At 71.4% G+C, this 16,847-nt stretch carries 15 protein-coding genes; 9 read left to right on the top strand and 6 right to left on the bottom strand.

Annotation, left to right across the window (positions count from 1 at the left end):
- Positions 1-335: 335 nt before the first annotated feature.
- On the top strand, positions 336-1,274 hold the full coding sequence (locus ACFWU9_RS24335) for a GlxA family transcriptional regulator (protein WP_384321779.1): 939 nt from the start codon (positions 336-338) through the stop codon (positions 1,272-1,274).
- Between the two features lie 125 nt (positions 1,275-1,399).
- Positions 1,400-1,825, top strand: coding sequence for a DUF6010 family protein (locus ACFWU9_RS24330; protein ID WP_384321777.1), 426 nt, complete (start codon positions 1,400-1,402; stop codon positions 1,823-1,825).
- Between the two features lie 33 nt (positions 1,826-1,858).
- On the opposite strand, the gene ACFWU9_RS24325 is transcribed toward ACFWU9_RS24330, so the two are convergent.
- Both ACFWU9_RS24325 and ACFWU9_RS24320 read right to left on the bottom strand, forming a co-directional pair.
- Positions 1,859-2,779, bottom strand: coding sequence for an RNA polymerase sigma-70 factor (locus tag ACFWU9_RS24325; RefSeq protein WP_384321774.1), 921 nt, complete (start codon positions 2,777-2,779; stop codon positions 1,859-1,861).
- A gap of 130 nt (positions 2,780-2,909) precedes the next feature.
- Complete coding sequence (locus ACFWU9_RS24320) at positions 2,910-3,386, bottom strand: carboxymuconolactone decarboxylase family protein (protein WP_384321772.1); 477 nt, start codon at positions 3,384-3,386, stop codon at positions 2,910-2,912.
- A gap of 308 nt (positions 3,387-3,694) precedes the next feature.
- On the opposite strand from ACFWU9_RS24320, the gene ACFWU9_RS24315 reads away from it, so the two are divergent.
- On the top strand, positions 3,695-7,771 hold the full coding sequence (locus ACFWU9_RS24315; protein ID WP_384321770.1) for a discoidin domain-containing protein: 4,077 nt from the start codon (positions 3,695-3,697) through the stop codon (positions 7,769-7,771).
- A gap of 94 nt (positions 7,772-7,865) precedes the next feature.
- Here the strand turns inward: ACFWU9_RS24315 and ACFWU9_RS24310 are convergent, their stop codons facing one another.
- Both ACFWU9_RS24310 and ACFWU9_RS24305 read right to left on the bottom strand, forming a co-directional pair.
- Positions 7,866-8,591, bottom strand: coding sequence for a hypothetical protein (locus ACFWU9_RS24310; protein WP_384321768.1), 726 nt, complete (start codon positions 8,589-8,591; stop codon positions 7,866-7,868).
- Positions 8,592-8,593: 2 nt separating this feature from the next.
- Positions 8,594-9,205, bottom strand: a complete 612-nt coding sequence (locus tag ACFWU9_RS24305) for a sigma-70 family RNA polymerase sigma factor (protein ID WP_384321766.1) — start codon at positions 9,203-9,205, stop codon at positions 8,594-8,596.
- A 556-nt stretch (positions 9,206-9,761) separates the two neighbouring features.
- Between ACFWU9_RS24305 and ACFWU9_RS24300 the strand changes: the two genes are divergently transcribed.
- Positions 9,762-10,580 (top strand): SAM-dependent methyltransferase, encoded by an 819-nt coding sequence (locus tag ACFWU9_RS24300; RefSeq protein ID WP_384321764.1) that lies wholly within the window; start codon positions 9,762-9,764, stop codon positions 10,578-10,580.
- A 27-nt stretch (positions 10,581-10,607) separates the two neighbouring features.
- Here ACFWU9_RS24300 and ACFWU9_RS24295 read toward each other — a convergent pair whose 3' ends face one another.
- Entirely contained in the window at positions 10,608-11,267 is a 660-nt protein-coding gene (locus ACFWU9_RS24295) for a response regulator (RefSeq protein ID WP_384321762.1), read from the bottom strand.
- Positions 11,268-11,272: 5 nt separating this feature from the next.
- On the bottom strand, positions 11,273-12,499 hold the full coding sequence (locus tag ACFWU9_RS24290) for a sensor histidine kinase (RefSeq protein ID WP_384321760.1): 1,227 nt from the start codon (positions 12,497-12,499) through the stop codon (positions 11,273-11,275).
- Positions 12,500-12,609: 110 nt separating this feature from the next.
- On the opposite strand from ACFWU9_RS24290, the gene ACFWU9_RS24285 reads away from it, so the two are divergent.
- The 5 genes from ACFWU9_RS24285 (at position 12,610) to ACFWU9_RS24265 (ending at position 16,806) form a co-directional block, all read left to right on the top strand.
- Entirely contained in the window at positions 12,610-13,539 is a 930-nt protein-coding gene (locus tag ACFWU9_RS24285; protein ID WP_384321758.1) for an ABC transporter ATP-binding protein, read from the top strand.
- Between the two features lie 2 nt (positions 13,540-13,541).
- Entirely contained in the window at positions 13,542-14,279 is a 738-nt protein-coding gene (locus tag ACFWU9_RS24280; protein WP_384321757.1) for an ABC transporter permease, read from the top strand.
- Positions 14,280-14,387: 108 nt separating this feature from the next.
- A complete protein-coding gene (locus ACFWU9_RS24275; protein WP_384321755.1) occupies positions 14,388-14,702 on the top strand; it encodes an antibiotic biosynthesis monooxygenase family protein in 315 nt (104 codons plus the stop codon).
- Positions 14,703-14,755: 53 nt separating this feature from the next.
- The gene (locus ACFWU9_RS24270) at positions 14,756-15,916 is read left to right on the top strand and encodes an acyl-CoA dehydrogenase family protein (RefSeq protein ID WP_384321753.1); all 1,161 of its coding nucleotides are present in this window, start codon (positions 14,756-14,758) and stop codon (positions 15,914-15,916) included.
- Positions 15,913-16,806 (top strand): NmrA family NAD(P)-binding protein, encoded by an 894-nt coding sequence (locus tag ACFWU9_RS24265; protein WP_384321751.1) that lies wholly within the window; start codon positions 15,913-15,915, stop codon positions 16,804-16,806. Before ACFWU9_RS24270 ends, ACFWU9_RS24265 begins: the two co-directional genes overlap by 4 nt.
- Positions 16,807-16,847 lie beyond the last annotated feature (41 nt).

Here is a 16,847-nt window from a genome sequence, read left to right as displayed (position 1 = left end):
CCATTCCTTGGCAACCACGCCCCATCGCAAGCGGAACGTCCCTCACGGGAGCCACGAATGCCTCGGGCGCAGCCCCGATCACGAACCGCCACGCCCATCGTCAGCCGGACCTCCCTCGCGAGCGCAACGCGCCACCGCGAGCGAGACCTCGCTCACGCGAGCCACACATGACCGCAGGCGCGGACGGGCCAAGGGCCACCACGCCCTGAAGGCAAGCGAAACGCCAGTCACGGACCACCACGCCCCGCGACGCCTGCCGCGCCGTCGTGCCGTGCTGGTTGGACCCCGCACCCGGCCTCATCAGGCCATCACCCCCGCAGCGGTATCTTCCCGCCATGCACACCGTCGCCGTCCTCGCGCTCCATCAGGTCGTTCCCTTCGATCTGTCCACGCCGATCGAGGTCTTCAGCCGGACCCGGCTCGCGGACGGCAGCCCCGGCTACCGGATACGGGTGTGTGCCGAGCAACCCGATGTCGACGCAGGGACCTTCGCCCTGCGTGCGCCCTGGGGGCTGGACGGGCTTCGAGGTGCGGAGACGGTCATCGTCCCCGGTACCGCCGAGCCGGAGACGGCTCTCACGCCCGCCGCGCGCGACGCGCTGTGCGCGGCGGCCGGGCGGGGGGTGCGGATCGCATCCATCTGTTCCGGGGCGTTTCCCCTCGCCGCCACCGGTCTCCTCGACGGGCTGCGCGCCACCACGCACTGGATCGCGGCCGGTCAACTGGCCGCGGCCCACCCCCGTATCGAGGTCGATCCGACCGTTCTGTACGTCGACAACGGGCAGATACTCACCTCCGCCGGCGCCGCCGCCGGCCTCGACATGTGTCTGCACATGATCCGCCGCGACTACGGCTCGGCCGTCGCCGCCGACGCGGCGCGTCTGTCCGTGGTTCCCCTCGAACGCGAGGGCGGCCAGGCGCAGTTCATCGTCCACGAACACATCCCCACCCCCCGGGGCTCCGCGCTCGAACCCCTGCTGACCTGGCTCCAGGGCAACCTGGGCCGCGACCTGACGCTCGCCGACATCGCCGCGCAGGCCGGGATGAGCACCCGGACACTGATACGGCGCTTCCGCGAGCAGACCGGGGACACCCCGCTCCAGTGGCTGCACCGCGCCCGGGTCCGCCAGGCCCAGCATCTGCTGGAGAGCACCCACCACTCGGTCGAACACATCGGCGTCCAAGTCGGTTTCGGCTCGCCCACCGCCTTCCGTGACCGTTTCAAGCGCACCACGGGCGTCAGCCCTCTCACCTACCGGCGCTCCTTCAGCTGAGCGCTGGCAATAATCCGGGCCTGACTGTCACTTTCTCCGGTTCTTCCCGCCCCTTCCTTCTGGCAGATTGAGCGACAACTCCGGTGCGCCTACCGGTATCCGTACGAGAAAGCGGAAAGAAGCCCATGCTCGTTGTCGCGCCCATTTTCATCGGCGTTCTCTACGTATGCCTCATGTCTCTCATCCGTGAACCGCACCGCCGTCGGTTCAACGCCGTCATGGTGGCCGGCGCGGGAGCCGCCTACCTCAGCGGAGGTGGATTCGGAGGCTGGGAATTCGTCTTCACCACCGCCGTGACCTACTGCGCCTACCGCGGCCTTGATTCCTGGACATTCATCGGCATCGGATGGCTTCTGCACACCGGTTGGGACATCCTTCACCATCTCAAGGGGAATCCCATCATTCCTTTTGCCGAGCACTCTTCTTTCGGTTGCGCGATATGCGATCCCGTCATCGCGGTGTGGTGCCTGACAGGCGGGCACTCCGTTTTCGATCTGTTGCGTTCGCGTCGGTCCCGTTCCGAAGTGACTCCGGTCTCGCAGCGGCCGTGAACGAGCCGGCTCCGGTCCGCTCCCGGAGCCGGTTCACCCGCGCCGACGCGCCTGCTTCAATTCCCGGTCGACGGCCCACGCGTCACCGACCGGCCCGACATGGCCGAGCTTGTCGGGGTTGAGGACGACGCGGATCGTCTGGACCCGCCCGTCGAGCACGTCCAGGGCCACGATCTGGATCACCTTGCCGTCGCGGTCGCGGAAGATCGCGCCGGGCTGGCCGTTGATCTCGTGCGGCTCGAACGTCACATCGATCCGGATCAGCCAGGGGAAGAACCCGCCCATCACCCGGGCCACCTTGTCCGCGCCCATGAGGGCCCTCGCCAGCTGCGGCGCCTTTCCACCGCCGTCCCCGACCAGCCGCACGTCGGTGGCGAGCAGGTCCCGCAGTCCGTCCACATCACCGTCCTTCAACGCGTCGAAGAACCGGGTCGCCAGCTGCTGCCGCTCACGCCGGTCCGCCTCGAACCGGGGCCGCCCGGCCTCCATGTGCGCCCGTGCCCGCACCAGCAGTTGCCGGCACGCCGCCTCCGACCGCCCCACCGCCTCCGCGATGTCGTCGAACCCGAAGGCGAACACCTCCCGCATCAGGAACACCGCCCGCTCCAGCGGGGTGAGCCGCTCCAACAGCAGCAGCGCCGCCATCGACACCGAGTCGGCCAGCTCCACCGACCGCGCCGGATCCTCGTACGGATCGCTCAGCAGCGGTTCGGGGAACCACGGGCCCACATAACTCTCCCGCCTAACGCGCGCGGAGCGCAGCACATCGATCGAGATCCGGGTGACCACGGCCGACAGGAAAGCCCTGGCCGACGTGGGCCGGGTAGCCGATCCGTCGAAGCGCAGCCATGTCTCCTGCACCGCGTCCTCGGCCTCGCTCACGCTGCCGAGGATCCGGTAGGCGATCGAGAACAGCAGTGGCCGCAGCTCCTCGAACTCCTCGACCTTGCTCACGCCGGCTCCTTCCCTCCGAAGTCCTCCCGACCGACCGAACCATCCGACCGACCGCACCATCCAACTGACCGACCACACCGACCGACCCAACTGACCGCCCCTACCGGCCGACGGTGGAAGCTCCTGCCGTTCAGTCGAGCTGTCCCGCCTTGTAGTCGCCGAGCGGCTGCTGGGTGATGACGTTGAGACGGTTCACCGTGTTCATGAAGGAGACCAGGATCACCAGCGCGGTGAGCTGCTCCTCGTCGTAGTGCTTGGCGGCGTACCCCCACGTCGCGTCGCTGACGCCCTCGGCCGCGTCCGCGACCCGGGTCCCCTCCTCCGCCACCGCGAGCGCGGCCCGCTCGGCGTCGGTGAACACCGGGCCGGCCTCCCGCCACGCCGCGACCAGACCGAGCCGTACGGAGGTCTCGCCGGCGGCGACGGCTTCCTTGACGTGCATGTCGATACAGACGGCGCAGCCGTTGATCTGGCTCACGCGCAGCGCCACCAGTTCCTGTGTCAGGGGCGGCAGCGCCGAAGCCTTGAGCCCTCTGCCCACCGACATGAATGTCTTGGCGAGCTTGCCGGCCGTCGGGCTGGCGAAGAGGTTCAGTCGCGCGTTCATCGTGTACTCCTCCATGGAGTCGTTGTCACTGGTTACACCCCTGAGACGAGACGGCCCGGCGCCCTGTGACACGGCCGCGTGTGACCTGGGTCTCTCACCACCTGACGGGTCACCCCGTCGCGGTCACGGCCGGGACCGCGTCCGGCAAGGGCAAGGGCACCGGCACCGGCAGCGGCACCGGACGACTACGGGAAATGCCCGGGCTCTTGACAGAACCCGCGCCGGATTACAGCCTATGGCAACGTTGTCAGACGGTCTGTGCAGGCCGTTTGCTCTTGAGGGCTCGCCTGAAATGGATCACGTCACTCATGCCGAACCAGTCATCTCACCCCTCCCGCAGGGCAGTTGTCGCCACCGGCTCGACCCTGCTCGCCGGCTTCGGCCTCGGCGTCGCGCTCCCCGGAACGGGTCACGCCGCCGGTCCGGCGCTCACCGCCGACGCCGCCCGGGGCCGGGGCGAACTCGCCGCGTACCGCCCCGTCCAGGTGTCGTCGGTCGACTACGCGCCCAACCCCGCCGAGTTCGTGGTCGACAAGCTCAACTCCCCCGGTGTGAAGGGCAGCGGCTGGCGCGCCGCCGCCGGCGACCCGCAGTGGATCTCCGTCGATCTCCAGGCGGAGTGCACCGTCGACAGTGTCCGGCTCACCTTCGAGGCCACCGCGGACGACCCGGTGTTCACGCCCTCGCCCACCGGCAGCCCGCGTGACAACACGACCGGGCAGGAGATCCTCTCCAGTTGCGCGGTCGCCTTCACCATCGAGACCTCCCGCGACCGCCGTACGTGGACCACGGTCCACCGCACCACCGACGGCGTCGGCGGAGTCGTCGGGATCACGCTGGACAAGGCCACCACCGCGCGCTGGGTGCGGATGACGGTGACGAAGCGCTCGAACGCCAACCCGCTGGGACTCAGCGGTTTCGAGGTGTACGGCACGGCCAAGGGCCACCGCCCCGCCGCGACCGGGTGGACCGACTGGGGCACCCACGACCACCGTGCCCCCGCGCTGAAGGTCGCCGACGACGGCACCGTGCCGCTGGAGTCCGGCTGGACGCTGACCATGGACGACTGGGCGGGCGCCGAGGGCGCCGAGCTGTCCCGTCCGTCCGTCGACACCAGCCGGTGGCTGCCCGCGACCGTCCCCGGCACGGTCCTCGGCTCGCTGGTGGAACAGGGCCATCTGCCCGACCCGGTCTCGGGAATGAACAACCTGCACATCCCGGAGGCGCTGTCCCGCCACTCCTGGTGGTACCGGCGCGGTTTCCGGCTGCCGCACGGTCTGCGCACCGGCTCCGGGCGGCATGTCTGGCTGGAGTTCGACGGGGTGAACCACCAGGCGGACATCTGGCTCAACGGGGAGCGGGTCGGCGGGCTGACGTACCCCTTCGCCCGGTCCTCCCACGACGTGACGCCCCTGCTGGCGGCCGACGGCGAGCAGGCGCTGGCCGTACGGATCACGCCCATGCCCTTCCCCGGCAGCCCCGGTGACAAGAGCGAGGCCGGTCTGGCCTTCGTGGACGCCGGCGCCAACATGATGAACCGCAACTCGCCCACGTATCTGGCCGCTTCGGGCTGGGACTGGATGCCCGCCGTACGCGACCGGGTCTCCGGCATCTGGAACCACGTCCGGCTGCGCTCCACGGGCCACGCCGTCATCGGCGACCCGCGCGTCGACACCACCCTGCCGGATCTGCCGGACACCTCCACCGCCGAGGTGACCGTCGTCGTACCGGTGCGCAACGCCGACACCGCCGAGCAGCGCGTGACCGTCACCGCGTCCTTCGGCGACGTACGGGTCTCCCGCACCGTGACCGTGCCGGGCGGCGGGAGCACCGATGTCGTCTTCGCGCCGGCCGACCACAAGAGCCTGCGGGTGCGCAACCCGAAGCTGTGGTGGCCCAACGGTTACGGCGAGGCCGCCCTGCACGACCTCACGCTCGTCGCCGCGGTCGGCGGCAAGGAGAGCGACCGGCGCTCCGTCCGCTTCGGCATCAGGCAGTTCGGATACGAGTACGCGATTCCGCTGCCGTTCGGCGGCGGGACCGACGCGTACACGCAGTCGGTCCCGGTGGGGGCCAGGACGGCGCGGTACGTACGCGTCCGCTGTCTGACGCGCGCGACCGACTGGGGCTCCTCGCTGTGGGGGCTCTCGGTGGTCGACAGCTCCGCGCCCGGCACCGACCTGGCGCTGCGCAAGAAGGCCACCGCCTCGTCGGTGGACGAGCCGGGTCATGAGCCCGGCAACGTCACCGACGGAGACGCGACGACGCGCTGGGCCTCCGCGTTCGAGGACGACCACTGGATCCAGGTGGACCTCGGCGCGTCGGTCTCCTTCGACCGGGTGGACCTGACGTGGGAGCAGGCGTACGCGAAGACGTACGTCGTCCAGGTCTCCGACGACGGCGAGGCGTGGACGGACGCGGAGTCGGTCGACAACTCGGCGGTGCCGCTGCCGTTCAAGAACGCCAACGCCAGTCTCCAGAGCGTCGACACGGGCGCCCGGGAGGCCCGCTACGTGCGGATCAACGGCGGTGAGCGGGCGACCAGTTGGGGCAACTCGCTCTGGACCCTGTCGGTGATCGACAGTGCGGAGCCGGGCACCGACCTGGCGCTGCGCAAGAAGGCCACCGCCTCCACCGAGGACGGCGACAGCAAGGCGGCCAACGCCACCGACGGCAGGGCCGACACCCGCTGGTCGTCCGCCTACGAGGACAACCAGTGGATCCAGGTGGACCTCGGCGCGTCCGTCTCCTTCGACCGGGTGGTCATCGTCTGGGAGCCCGCGTACCCCAAGACGTATGTCATCCAGATCTCGGACGACGGCGAGACGTGGACGGATGTGAAGTCCGTCGACAACACCCCGGAACCGCTGAAGATCAGTGTGAACGGTGTACGGGTCTTCTGCCGGGGCGGCAACTGGGGCTGGGACGAACTCCTGCGCCGGATGCCCGCCGAGCGGATGGACACGGCGGTGCGGATGCACCGGGACATGAACTTCACCATGATCCGCAACTGGCTCGGCAGCAGCGACCGGGAGGAGTTCTTCGCCAGTTGTGACGAGTACGGGATCCTGGTGTGGAACGACTTCCCGAACGCGTGGGGCATGGACCCGCCGGACCACGACGCGTTCAACAGCCTGGCGCGCGACACCGTACGCCGCTACCGCACGCACCCCAGCGTCGTCCTGTGGTGCGGGGCCAACGAGGGCAACCCGCCGGCGGCGATCGACAACGGCATGCGCGAGGCTGTCATGTCGGAGGCGCCCGGGATCTTCTACCAGAACAACTCGGCTGGCGGCATCATCTCCGGCGGCGGTCCCTACGGCTGGGTGGAGCCGGACCGCTACTTCTCCAAGTCCACCTACGGCGGCGGCCACTTCGGCTTCCACACCGAGATCGGCATGCCGGTGGTCCCCACGGCGGAGAGCATGCGCAACCTGGTCGGCGACGAGCCGGAGTGGCCGATCGGCGAGGCCTGGTACTACCACGACTGGAGCACCCGGGGGAACCAGGCCCCGCAGAACTACCGCGCCGCCATCGAGGCCCGGCTGGACACGGCCGGGAATCTGGAGGACTTCACGCGCAAGGCGCAGTTCGTCAACTACGAGAACGCGCGCGCCATGTTCGAGGCGTGGAACGCCAATCTGTGGAAGGACGCCAGCGGTCTGATGCTCTGGATGTCCCACCCGGCCTGGCACAGCACGGTGTGGCAGACGTACGACTACGACTTCGACGTCAACGGCACGTACTACGGCGCCCGCAAGGCGTGCGAGGCCGTTCATGTCCAGGCGGATCCGCGGAAGTGGGACGTCGTCGCGGCCAATCACACCGGGCGTGAGCTCAGGGGAGTGACGGTGACGGCCCGGCTGTACGACCTGTCCGGCCGGCAGCTCGGCTCGACCCGTCGTACGACGGTGGACGTCCCCGCGTCGGGCACCGCTTCCGCGTTCACGGCCGCTTTCGGGGAGGACCTGCCGGACCTGCATCTGCTGCGGCTCGTCCTGGAGGACGGCAGGGGCAGGCCGCTGTCGGAGAACACCTACTGGCGCTACCGCGAACCGGCGGACATGCGGGCGCTGAACAAGGTCAGGCCGGTCAAGGTGACGGCCGACCTCGGCCATGTCTCCCGGTCGGGCGAGCAGCGCACGATGACGGTGACGGTGCGCAACCGGGGCGCGGCGGTCGCGTCGATGCTCCGGCTGTCGCTGCTGGACGCCAAGGACGGCCGGCGGGTGCTGCCCACGCTGTACGGGGACAACTACCTGTGGCTGCTGCCCGGTGAGTCGCGGACCGTGACCCTTAGCTGGCCCGCGCGGGCGCTGGAGTCGGGGCGCCCGGCGCTGCGCATCGAGGGGTACAACAGCGCGGAGACGGTGGTGCGGGCGTAACTCCCCGGCGGTCGAGGGGTTTTGAGGCGACGGGCTCCGGTCGCGGCGTGTGCCGTGGCCGGGGCCCGCGCGTGTACCGGGAGGGCGGGGGTGTTCAGGCGTCTGCGTCCGGACCGGGCCTCCCCGCGCTCGGAGGGGCCTGGTGGCCCCGCGGGAGGTCGCGGGTCAGGGTGGGGACGGGTCGGGGGATCGTGCCGAAGTCGTGGTCAGGGTCGACGGGGAGACGGTTGATGACCGCTTCCAGCCGGGCCGGGAGGGTCGGGCGGCTGCCGGAGTGGCACTGGGTGAGGAGTTGGTGGCGGATGCTCTCCGGCAGCAGCGGACGGGCGGCCGGTGCGCGCGTGGCGCCGTCCGGGGCGTTCAGCCGCCGGGCCTCCGCGCGCCAATGCCTCGCGTCGCTGAATTCGGCGCGCCGCCCGTGCGCGAGGGAGAGACAGAAGGCCGCGGTCCTGTTGCCTCCGCCGGCGGCGAACTGCCACCAGAACTGGGCCGCGTCATGAGCGCGGGCCAGGTGCAGCAGGGCGGCGAAGACGACCGCGCCCTCCGGGTCGGGCCGGTCGTCGTCGGCGAACCGCTCCAGGGCCGCCGCCGCCTGGGGGGTGTCGACGATGAGGGCGACCGCGAGGTCGAGATCCCGGGCGGCCTGCTCGTGCGCGGCGACGGGGGGCCGCGGGGTGGCCCGGTCGCCGGGATCCGTGCGGTCGGCCCGGGTGCTGACGCGCTGCCGGGCGGCTTCCGTGTCGTAGTCGTCGTAGTCCTCGGCGAGGACCTCCGCCTGGTTCAGCAGGTCGCCGATGGAAGCGTGGTCGTTGGTGCGCACGTCTAGTCTTCCGTCTCGCTCGGGCCGGTGTTCATGTTGAGCTCGCGTGCCAGGCGCCGGCGGGCGTGCCGTACATGGGAGCGTACGGTGGCGAGTTCGATGCCCAGGTACTCCGCGACCTGCTCCTCGTCCATGCCCAGGACGAATCGTAGGACGACGACGTCGTACTGGCGCTCGGGGAGGCCGGCGATGGCCCCGTACAGGCCGAGTTCACCCTCCAGGACGGCGAACTCGTCGCGCAGCTCGTGCAGGAGGAGTTTTCCGATGGCCGCGTGGAAGGCGGCCGTGCCCACCAGGAGCGGTTTGAGACCGCGTTCGTCCAGCCACCGCCGGATCTCCTCCTTCAGCAGCGACCACGCGTACCGGGGCACGGACTCCTGGGCCAGGACGTGCTTCCAGTCGCTCTTCAGGCGTGCGCACGCCGCGTCCACGACGGTCTCGGCCGCGGGACGGCCGCCGACCTGGGTGTGGGCGTAACGCATCCAGAGTTTGCGGTGGTAGTCGTGGAAGGCGTCGAAGGTCAGGCCCAGCACTCCCTGTCGGGTGTCCGGATCGTCCCGGGCGTCGCGGGCGCTCGGTCCGTCACCGCGTGTCTTGGGGGAAGGAGACGCCATTACGCCCCGCTCTCGGTTGCCGGGCCCGGCTCGTCCCGTCTCGAGCGAGCGCCCGACGGCGCACCGGGGGCGCAGTGCCGATGGCAGGGGTGGTGCACCCCGGCGCGTAACGCGGGGGCCGGGAGAGGGCGGGTTCCGGTCCGTATGGCGCCGGGGAAGATCCGGGCCGCGGTTCCCCGAACCACCGGATCCTCCATGTCGAGTTCCACGAGTGTCCTTGCGTGACTGGGCACCGCGCCGCTCCAGGGCGGAGGGCGTCGGTGAAGACGTGGTGTCTCATTGATCAGCCAACCGGAGGAAGGGCTTTCTTGTGCAGCCCCTCCCCAAAGATTTTCACCGACAGCAATAGTATGACTACCCAAGCGTTCGAGTGGTGGTCTCGACCGTGCGTTCTCTGTTCGCTCGAACACGGCGCCGAACGTCCGTACGGAAGGGCCACCGCTCCCGCGATTGTCGCGGGCGGGCGGTGGGAAGTGAACTGCGGTGGTGAAGGGGGGCGTTCGAGTGGCGCGCACCCGGCGCCCGTTCAGACGACGAGGAACCCTGGGGGCGTGGCATGGCGGACGACAGCACGGTGGACCTGAAGCTGGATCAGGCGCATTCGGCCCGTATGTACGACTATTACCTCGGCGGCACCACCAACTTCCCCGCCGACCGGGAAGCCGCCGGCAAGGCCCTCGCCGCCTTCCCCTCCATCCTGGCCACCGCCCGGATCAACCGGCGTTTCATGCGGCGCTCCACCCGGTTCCTCGCCCAGCAGGGCATAACCCAGTTCTTCGACATAGGCACCGGCATCCCGACCTCCCCCAACCTCCACGAGGTCGCCCAGGAGGTCACACCGTCGGCCCGGGTCGTCTACACGGACAACGACCCGATCGTTCTCGCCCACGCCCGGGCGCTGCTCCACAGCCATGCCGAGGGCCACACCGCGTACGCCCACGCCGATGCCACCGACCCGGCCGCGCTCCTGGCGGCACCGGAGATATCGGCCACCCTCGACTTCACCCGGCCGATCGCCCTGAGCCTCAACGCCCTGCTGCACTTCATCACCGACGATCGTGTCGACGGCGGCGCCCAGGGCGTCGTCGAACATCTCAAAGCGGCGCTCCCGTCGGGAAGCACGCTCACCATCACCCATGTCACCCCGGACTTCGACCCGGAGGGAATCGCCCGTCTCACCGGTGCCTACCGCGCCGCCGGGACTCCCGGACAGGCCCGCCCGCACGCGGACATCGCCAAGCTCTTCGACGGCTGGGAGCTTCTCGACCCCGGTGTCGTCCCCACCCAGCGCTGGCGCCCGGCCCCCGAGGACCAGTCCGAGAACGTCACCGACGCGGAAGCCGCCTGCTACGCCGGAGTCGCCCGCAAGCCCTGACCGGCGGGGTGGGCGCGCCGGCGCCGGCTACTCGTCGGCCCCCGGAGTGATGAAGCCCGACTCGTACGCGGCGATCACGGCCTGGACGCGGTCGCGGGCACCCAGCTTCGCAAGCACCCCGCTGACGTGCGTCTTCACCGTCTCCGTGCCCAGATGCAGCCGCGCGGCGATCTCCGCGTTCGTCAGACCGCGGGCGAGCAGGCGCAGCACCTGGCCCTCGCGTTCGGTGAGTGCTGCCCTCTCCAGTGCGCGTCGCGAGGACTCGTCGCCGTGCGCGGCGGCGAGTGAGCGCAGCGCCGGGGGAAAGAGCAGCGACTCGCCCTCGGCGACGATCCGCACGGCGTGCACGATCTCGGTGGGCCGGGCGCGCTTGAGCAGAAACCCGTCGGCCCCGGCGCGCAGCGCCTCGTAGACGTACTCGTCCTCCTCGAACGTGGTGATGACGAGGATCCGCGGAGGGTCGGCCACGGTCCGCAGCACCGCCCGGGTCGCCTCGATGCCGTCCATCAGCGGCATCCGTACGTCCATGGCGACGACATCCGGAGCCAGCTTCCGCACCAGGGGAATGACGGCGGCGCCGTCCGCCGCCTCGCCGACGACCTCGATGTCGGGCTGCGTCTCGAGGATGGCGCGCAGACCGGCCCGGACGAGCGCGTCGTCGTCGACGAGGAGAACGGTGATCGGCATGCCGGTCACCGTAGCGGCAGGGAGACATGGACCCGCCACTCTCCTCCGTCGGGCCCGTACTCGGCCACGCCGCCGAGCAGCCGGGCCCGTTCGCGGAGCCCGCGCAGCCCGGAGCCACCGTCGCGGAAGTCCGGGGACTCGGCGGACAGTTTGTTGCGGACCTCCAGCTCCAGCCGGCCGTCGCGTATCTCGATCCGCACGGTCACCGGGACCGAACCCGCGTGCCGCAGCACATTGGTGAGGCACTCCTGGAGCATTCGGTACCCCTCGCGTGAGACCGGCGCGGGCAGGGCGTCGACGTCCCCTTCCGTCTCCGCGGTCACGGCGGCCCCGGCCCCGCGCGCGGACTCCAGCAGCCGTTCGGCATGGGCGAGCGTGAGCCGCTGCCCCGCCGGGTCGGCGTCCTCGCGCAACAGCCGGAGCACCCGGTCCAGTTCGCTCAGCGCCTCGCGCCCGGTGGACTCGATGGCGGCCAGCGCCCGGTCGGTGAACTCCGGTGTCCCGGCCGCGCGCGCCGCGCCCGCCTGCACCACGGCGATGGTGAGCGCGTGCCCGATGGTGTCGTGCAGCTCGCGGGCGAGCCGCGTACGCTCCTGCAACCGCTCGGTGCGCTCCTCCAGTTCCGCGAAGCGCTCGGCGGGGGACGGACCGAGCAGCCGGGGCGCGAGCGCGGCCATCAGCGCGCCGGCCCCCGAGGTGAGGGCGAGCAACGCGGGCACCGTCACCAGACCGAGCGGGGTGAACCACCACGTCCACCGCCCGGGCAGCAGCGGGGGCGCGTATCCGAACCGCGTCCAGAGATAGGGCGTGAGCATGCCCAGCGCCAGCGCGAGTCCGTTGATGGTGATCGCGGTGACTCCGAAGCCGAGCCACAGCCGCGAGGTCAGCCAGACGAAGACGCGCCACCGGTCGCCCCACGAGGCCGAGGGCGTACGGGATATGCCCAGGTCCGGTCTGTCGTGCGGCCCGCTCGGCCTCGGGAAGACCAGCAGTTGCACCTGCATCGTCTCGGCGACCCGGGTGCCGGGGACGAGCGCGGCGATCGCGAGCAGCGGCAGGGGCGTGACGAGGAGCAGCCACTGGCTTCCGCCGGAACCGTCCAGCCCCGGATAGACCAGCCCCACGACCGGCGCGGCCACCGCGCCGACGAACAGGTGCAGCCACCGGGTGTAGGTGACCGTACGTGTCGCCGTACGGATCGCGGGCCGCACCAGCCGGGGTAGACGCTTCATGGTGTCCATGGTCCCAGCGGCGCGGGGCGGAAAGCCTCCCCTACGTGGGGGAACTCGCTCCCCTCGCCGGGGGAAGTGCTCCGCCCGCTCCGGGCGGCACCGTGGTCCCCATGACAGCCATCGAAGTGAAGGACCTGACCAAGGTCTACGGCCGGGTCCGCGCGGTCGACCGGATCACCTTCTCCGTCCGCCCCGGTCAGGTCACCGGGTTCCTCGGCCCCAACGGCGCGGGCAAGTCCACCACCATGCGCCTCGTGCTCGGCCTGGACCGCCCGAGCTCGGGGACGGCGACGATCGGTGGCCGGCCCTTCTCAGGGCTCAAGGAGCCGCTGCGGCAGGTGGGGGCCCTGCTGGACGCCCAGGCGCCGCACGGGTCCCGCACCGCCCGCGCCCATCTCCTCGCGCTCGCCGCGAGCAATCGCCTTCCGGACCGGCGGGTGGACGAGGTCCTCGAACAGACGGGCATCGCCGGCGTGGCCTCCCGCCGCGTGAAGACGTTCTCGCTCGGCATGCGCCAGCGCCTGGGCATCGCCGCGGCCCTGCTCGGCGACCCGCGGGTGCTGCTCCTCGACGAGCCGTCGAACGGCCTCGACCCGGAGGGCATCATCTGGATGCGCGAGCTGCTGCGCGGTCTCGCGCGGGAGGACCGCACCGTGCTCGTCTCCAGCCATCTGATGGGCGAGACAGCCTCGTTCGCCGACCATCTGATCGTCCTGGGCAGGGGCAGGCTGCTGGCGGACACACCGACGAAGGACTTCATCGCGGCCCGCGTCAAGCCGCGTGTCCGCGTCCGCGCAACTGAGCCGGCACGCCTGCGTGACGTACTGCTGCGGCACGGCCACACACCGGTCGAATCGGACGGCGGGCGGCTGCTGATCGACGACGTCGAGATCGACGCCATCGGGCCCCTGGCCGCGGGGGAAGGCATCACCCTTCTCGAACTCGCGGCCGAGGAGGGCACGTTGGAGCAGGCCTATCTCGACCTCACCTCCGACGCCGATGCCACGGAATTCTCCGCACGAACCCCGCAGGAGGCCTGACCATGTCCACCTCAGCCGTACTCCGCTCCGAGTGGATCAAGACGAGGACTCTGCCCGGCAGCGCGTGGTCGCTCCTCGCCTGCTTCGTCCTGTCGGTGGGCTTCGCCGTCGCGGCCAACGCGGCCTTCGGCGAGGACGAGGCGGACAACGCCGACTTCGACGCCCTCTACTCCGTCTTCATCGGCCTCAACCTCGGCCAGATCGCGCTGATCGCCTTCGGCACGATGGCCATGTCGTCCGAGTACCAGGGCGGCGCCATCCGCGCCTCGCTCGCGGCGGTCCCGAACCGCGGCCTGTTCTACGCGGCGAAGCTCGCGAACGTGGCGGGTCCGGCACTGGTGCTCGGCCTGTTGACCACGCTCGCCTCGTTCCTCGGGGGCAGCGCAGCCATGGGTGACGCGGCGCTGAGCCCCGGCGACGGGGACGCGATACGCGCGGTCCTGGGCGGGGCCGTCTACCTGACACTGATGGCGCTCCTCGCGGCCGGTCTGACGGCGGTGCTGCGCAGCGGAGTCGCCGTCCTGAGCATTCTGATCCCGTTCATCCTCGTTCTCTCCATGGTCCTCGGCCCGGCATCGGGCTCCGTCGCCGACCTCCTCCCCGACCGGGCCGGCCAGCAGGTCCTGTACGTGGACCCGCCGGGCGACCTCGCCCCGCTCACGGGCCTTGCGGTGACTGCGCTGTGGACGGGCGCGGCGCTGCTGGCGGGCTGGTGGTCCCTCCGGCGCAGGGACGCGTAAGGGCTCTCCGGTCCGCGCTCCCCGTCCGGGCGGCGTCGCAGGGACCGGGTCTGCCCGAAAGAGCCACGCTTGAGCGGGACTTGAGCGCCGCGGTGTGTGATGGGGTCCATGGTGACGATGATCAATCAGATGACGGTGCACGGCGACGAGGCGCGGTTCCTGGCCGCCCTGGACGCGATCTGCGCCCATATGCGCGCCCAGCCCGGCTTCCTGGACCTGCGGCTGCACCGCGCGACCGCCCGCCCGGAACGGTGGGCGATGACAGCCAACTGGTCGGACGCGGACGCTCATCGCGCCGCCGCGACGGCGCCCGGGGTCGCGGCCCTCCTCGACCGGCTGCGGGCGGAGGCGACGACGGCCCCCGAGGTGTACGAGACGGTCGAGGTCCGGCACGGGGACCGGGTCCCGCCTCGTCCAGTGTGAGTCGAGCGCGACTCCAGCCGCGCGGGACAGGTTCGTGCCGGAGGTGGTGAACCATGACCGAGCACATCACGACAACGAGCCCTGTCCCGGCGGCCGTTCTCTCCGGTGCGGCGACCGTCGCGGAGGTCGCGGCGGACCGTGCGAAAGCCGGGGAGGAGGATCGGCGGCTCGCCCCCGAGGTGGTCGCGGCCCTGGTCGAAGCGGGCTTCGCCCGTCATTTCGTACCGGCCGTCCACGGGGGCTCCGAAGGCGGTTTCACCGAACTGACGGAGGCGGTGGCCCGCGTGGGCGAGGGCTGCGCCTCCGCCGCCTGGGCCGCTTCGCTCGCCGCGTACGCCGGGCGCTACGCCGCGTATCTGCCGCCGGCCGCCCAGGAGGAGATCTGGGGCGGCGGGCCCGACGTGCTGCTGGCCGGCGCGCTGGTCCCGTCGGGGAAGGTGGAGCGCTCCTCGCGCGGCTGGCGGCTGACGGGTGCCTGGCCGTACATCAGCGGTGTGCACCACGCGGACTGGGTGCTGGCCTGCGCGGCGGTGCGCGGTGACGACACCGGCGAGGACGACGAGGTGCGGTTCTTCGCGGTCCCGCGCGCCGAGCACCGTGTCGAACGCACCTGGTCGACGTCCGGGATGCGGGCCACCGGCAGCGACACGCTCGTGCTGGACGGGGCCGTGGTGCCGGAGCACCGTTCGTTCCCGCGCGCCACGGTGCTGGCCGGCCGCGCCCCGCGGTCGCTCGCCCGCTGCCACACGGTGCGGATGGCGGAGGTCGGGGCGCTGCCGTTCGTCGCTCCGCTGATCGGCGCGGTACGGGGCGCGTTGCGCGCCTGGACCGCGCGCACCTCGCTGCGGGTGGACGCCAGGGGTCGGGCGGTGGCGGCCTCGCCGCTGGTCCGGTCGACGCTGGCGCGGGCGGCCGGGGAGGTGGACGCGGCCGAGTTGCTGGTTCTGCGCGCTGCGGCGGTCGCGGACGGTGACGCGCGGGTGTCCGGGGTGGACGCGGCGGTACGGGGTCCGAGGGACACCGCGCTGGCGGTGGAGTTGCTGGTGGCGGCGGTGGGCCGGATCATGCGGGCGAGCGGTACCTCCGGGCAGACCGAGTCCGATCCGGTGCAGCGCTTCTGGCGGGACGTCAACGCCGCCGCCTCGCATGTGGCGCTCTCCTTCGACACCGCCGGTCCCGCCTACGGCGCCTGGGCTCTGGAGGAGGCACGGTGACGGCCGCGACGACGGGCACGGTGCTCGTGACGGGGGCGACCGGGGCCGTTGGCGGTCGCCTGGTGCGCCGGTTGGTGGCCGGGGGGAGCCAGGTCCGGGCCCTCGTACGCAATCCCGAGCGGGTTCCGGCGCTCGCCGAGGCCGGGGCGGAACCGGTGCTCGGCGATCTGCACGACGTGCCGTCCTTGGAGGCGGCGCTGGCCGGGGTCGACCGGGCCTTCCTGCTGCTGGAGACGGACGCCGGCCGGTCGTTCTCCCAAGCGGCGGCCCGCGCGATCGGGTTGCGGCAGATCGTCGTGCTCTCGGCGACGGCCGCCGCCGACCCGGCGTACGACAACCCGATGTTCCGCAAGCATGTGCTGGGTGAGCGGCATGTGCGGGGGTCGGGCGTGCCGTGGGTCTTCCTGCGGCCGGGGGCCTTCGCCTCCCTCGCGCTGCACTGGGCACCCGCGCTGCTCGGGGACGGGATCGTACGCGTACCGCATCCCGAACTGGCCGTGCCGCTCATCGACCCCCGGGACATCGCCGACGTGGCGGCCGTGGTGCTGACGTCTCCGATACGTGACTGGGTGGGCCGCGCCGTACCGCTGTCGGGTCCCGAGGTGCTGACCCTGCCCCGGCGGGCCGAGATCCTCTCCTCCGAACTGGGCCGTCCGCTACGGGTGGTGGGGGTGCCCGAGGAACAGTGGGTGGCGCTTGCCGCGCGGGGGATCGGGGAGGAGTACGCGCGGGCGCTGGCCGGGGTGGAGCGGTACTTCACCGAGCATCCGCCGAAGGCGCTGCCGACGGTCCAGGAGATCACCGGCAGTCCGGCGCGAGGTTTCCGCACCTGGGTGCGGGACCACGCCGGGGCGTTCGGGATCGGCGAATCGGTACCCGCTCCGAGCTGATACGCCACGGTGCGACGTACGACGGGCGGGCTCCGGTCGAG

It is taken from the genome of Streptomyces sp. NPDC058653, from assembly GCF_042716895.1.
Taxonomy (GTDB): Bacteria; Actinomycetota; Actinomycetes; order Streptomycetales; family Streptomycetaceae; genus Streptomyces.
The sequence above is the reverse complement of the archived record's forward strand: the minus strand, read 5'-3'. Positions and strand labels throughout refer to the sequence as shown.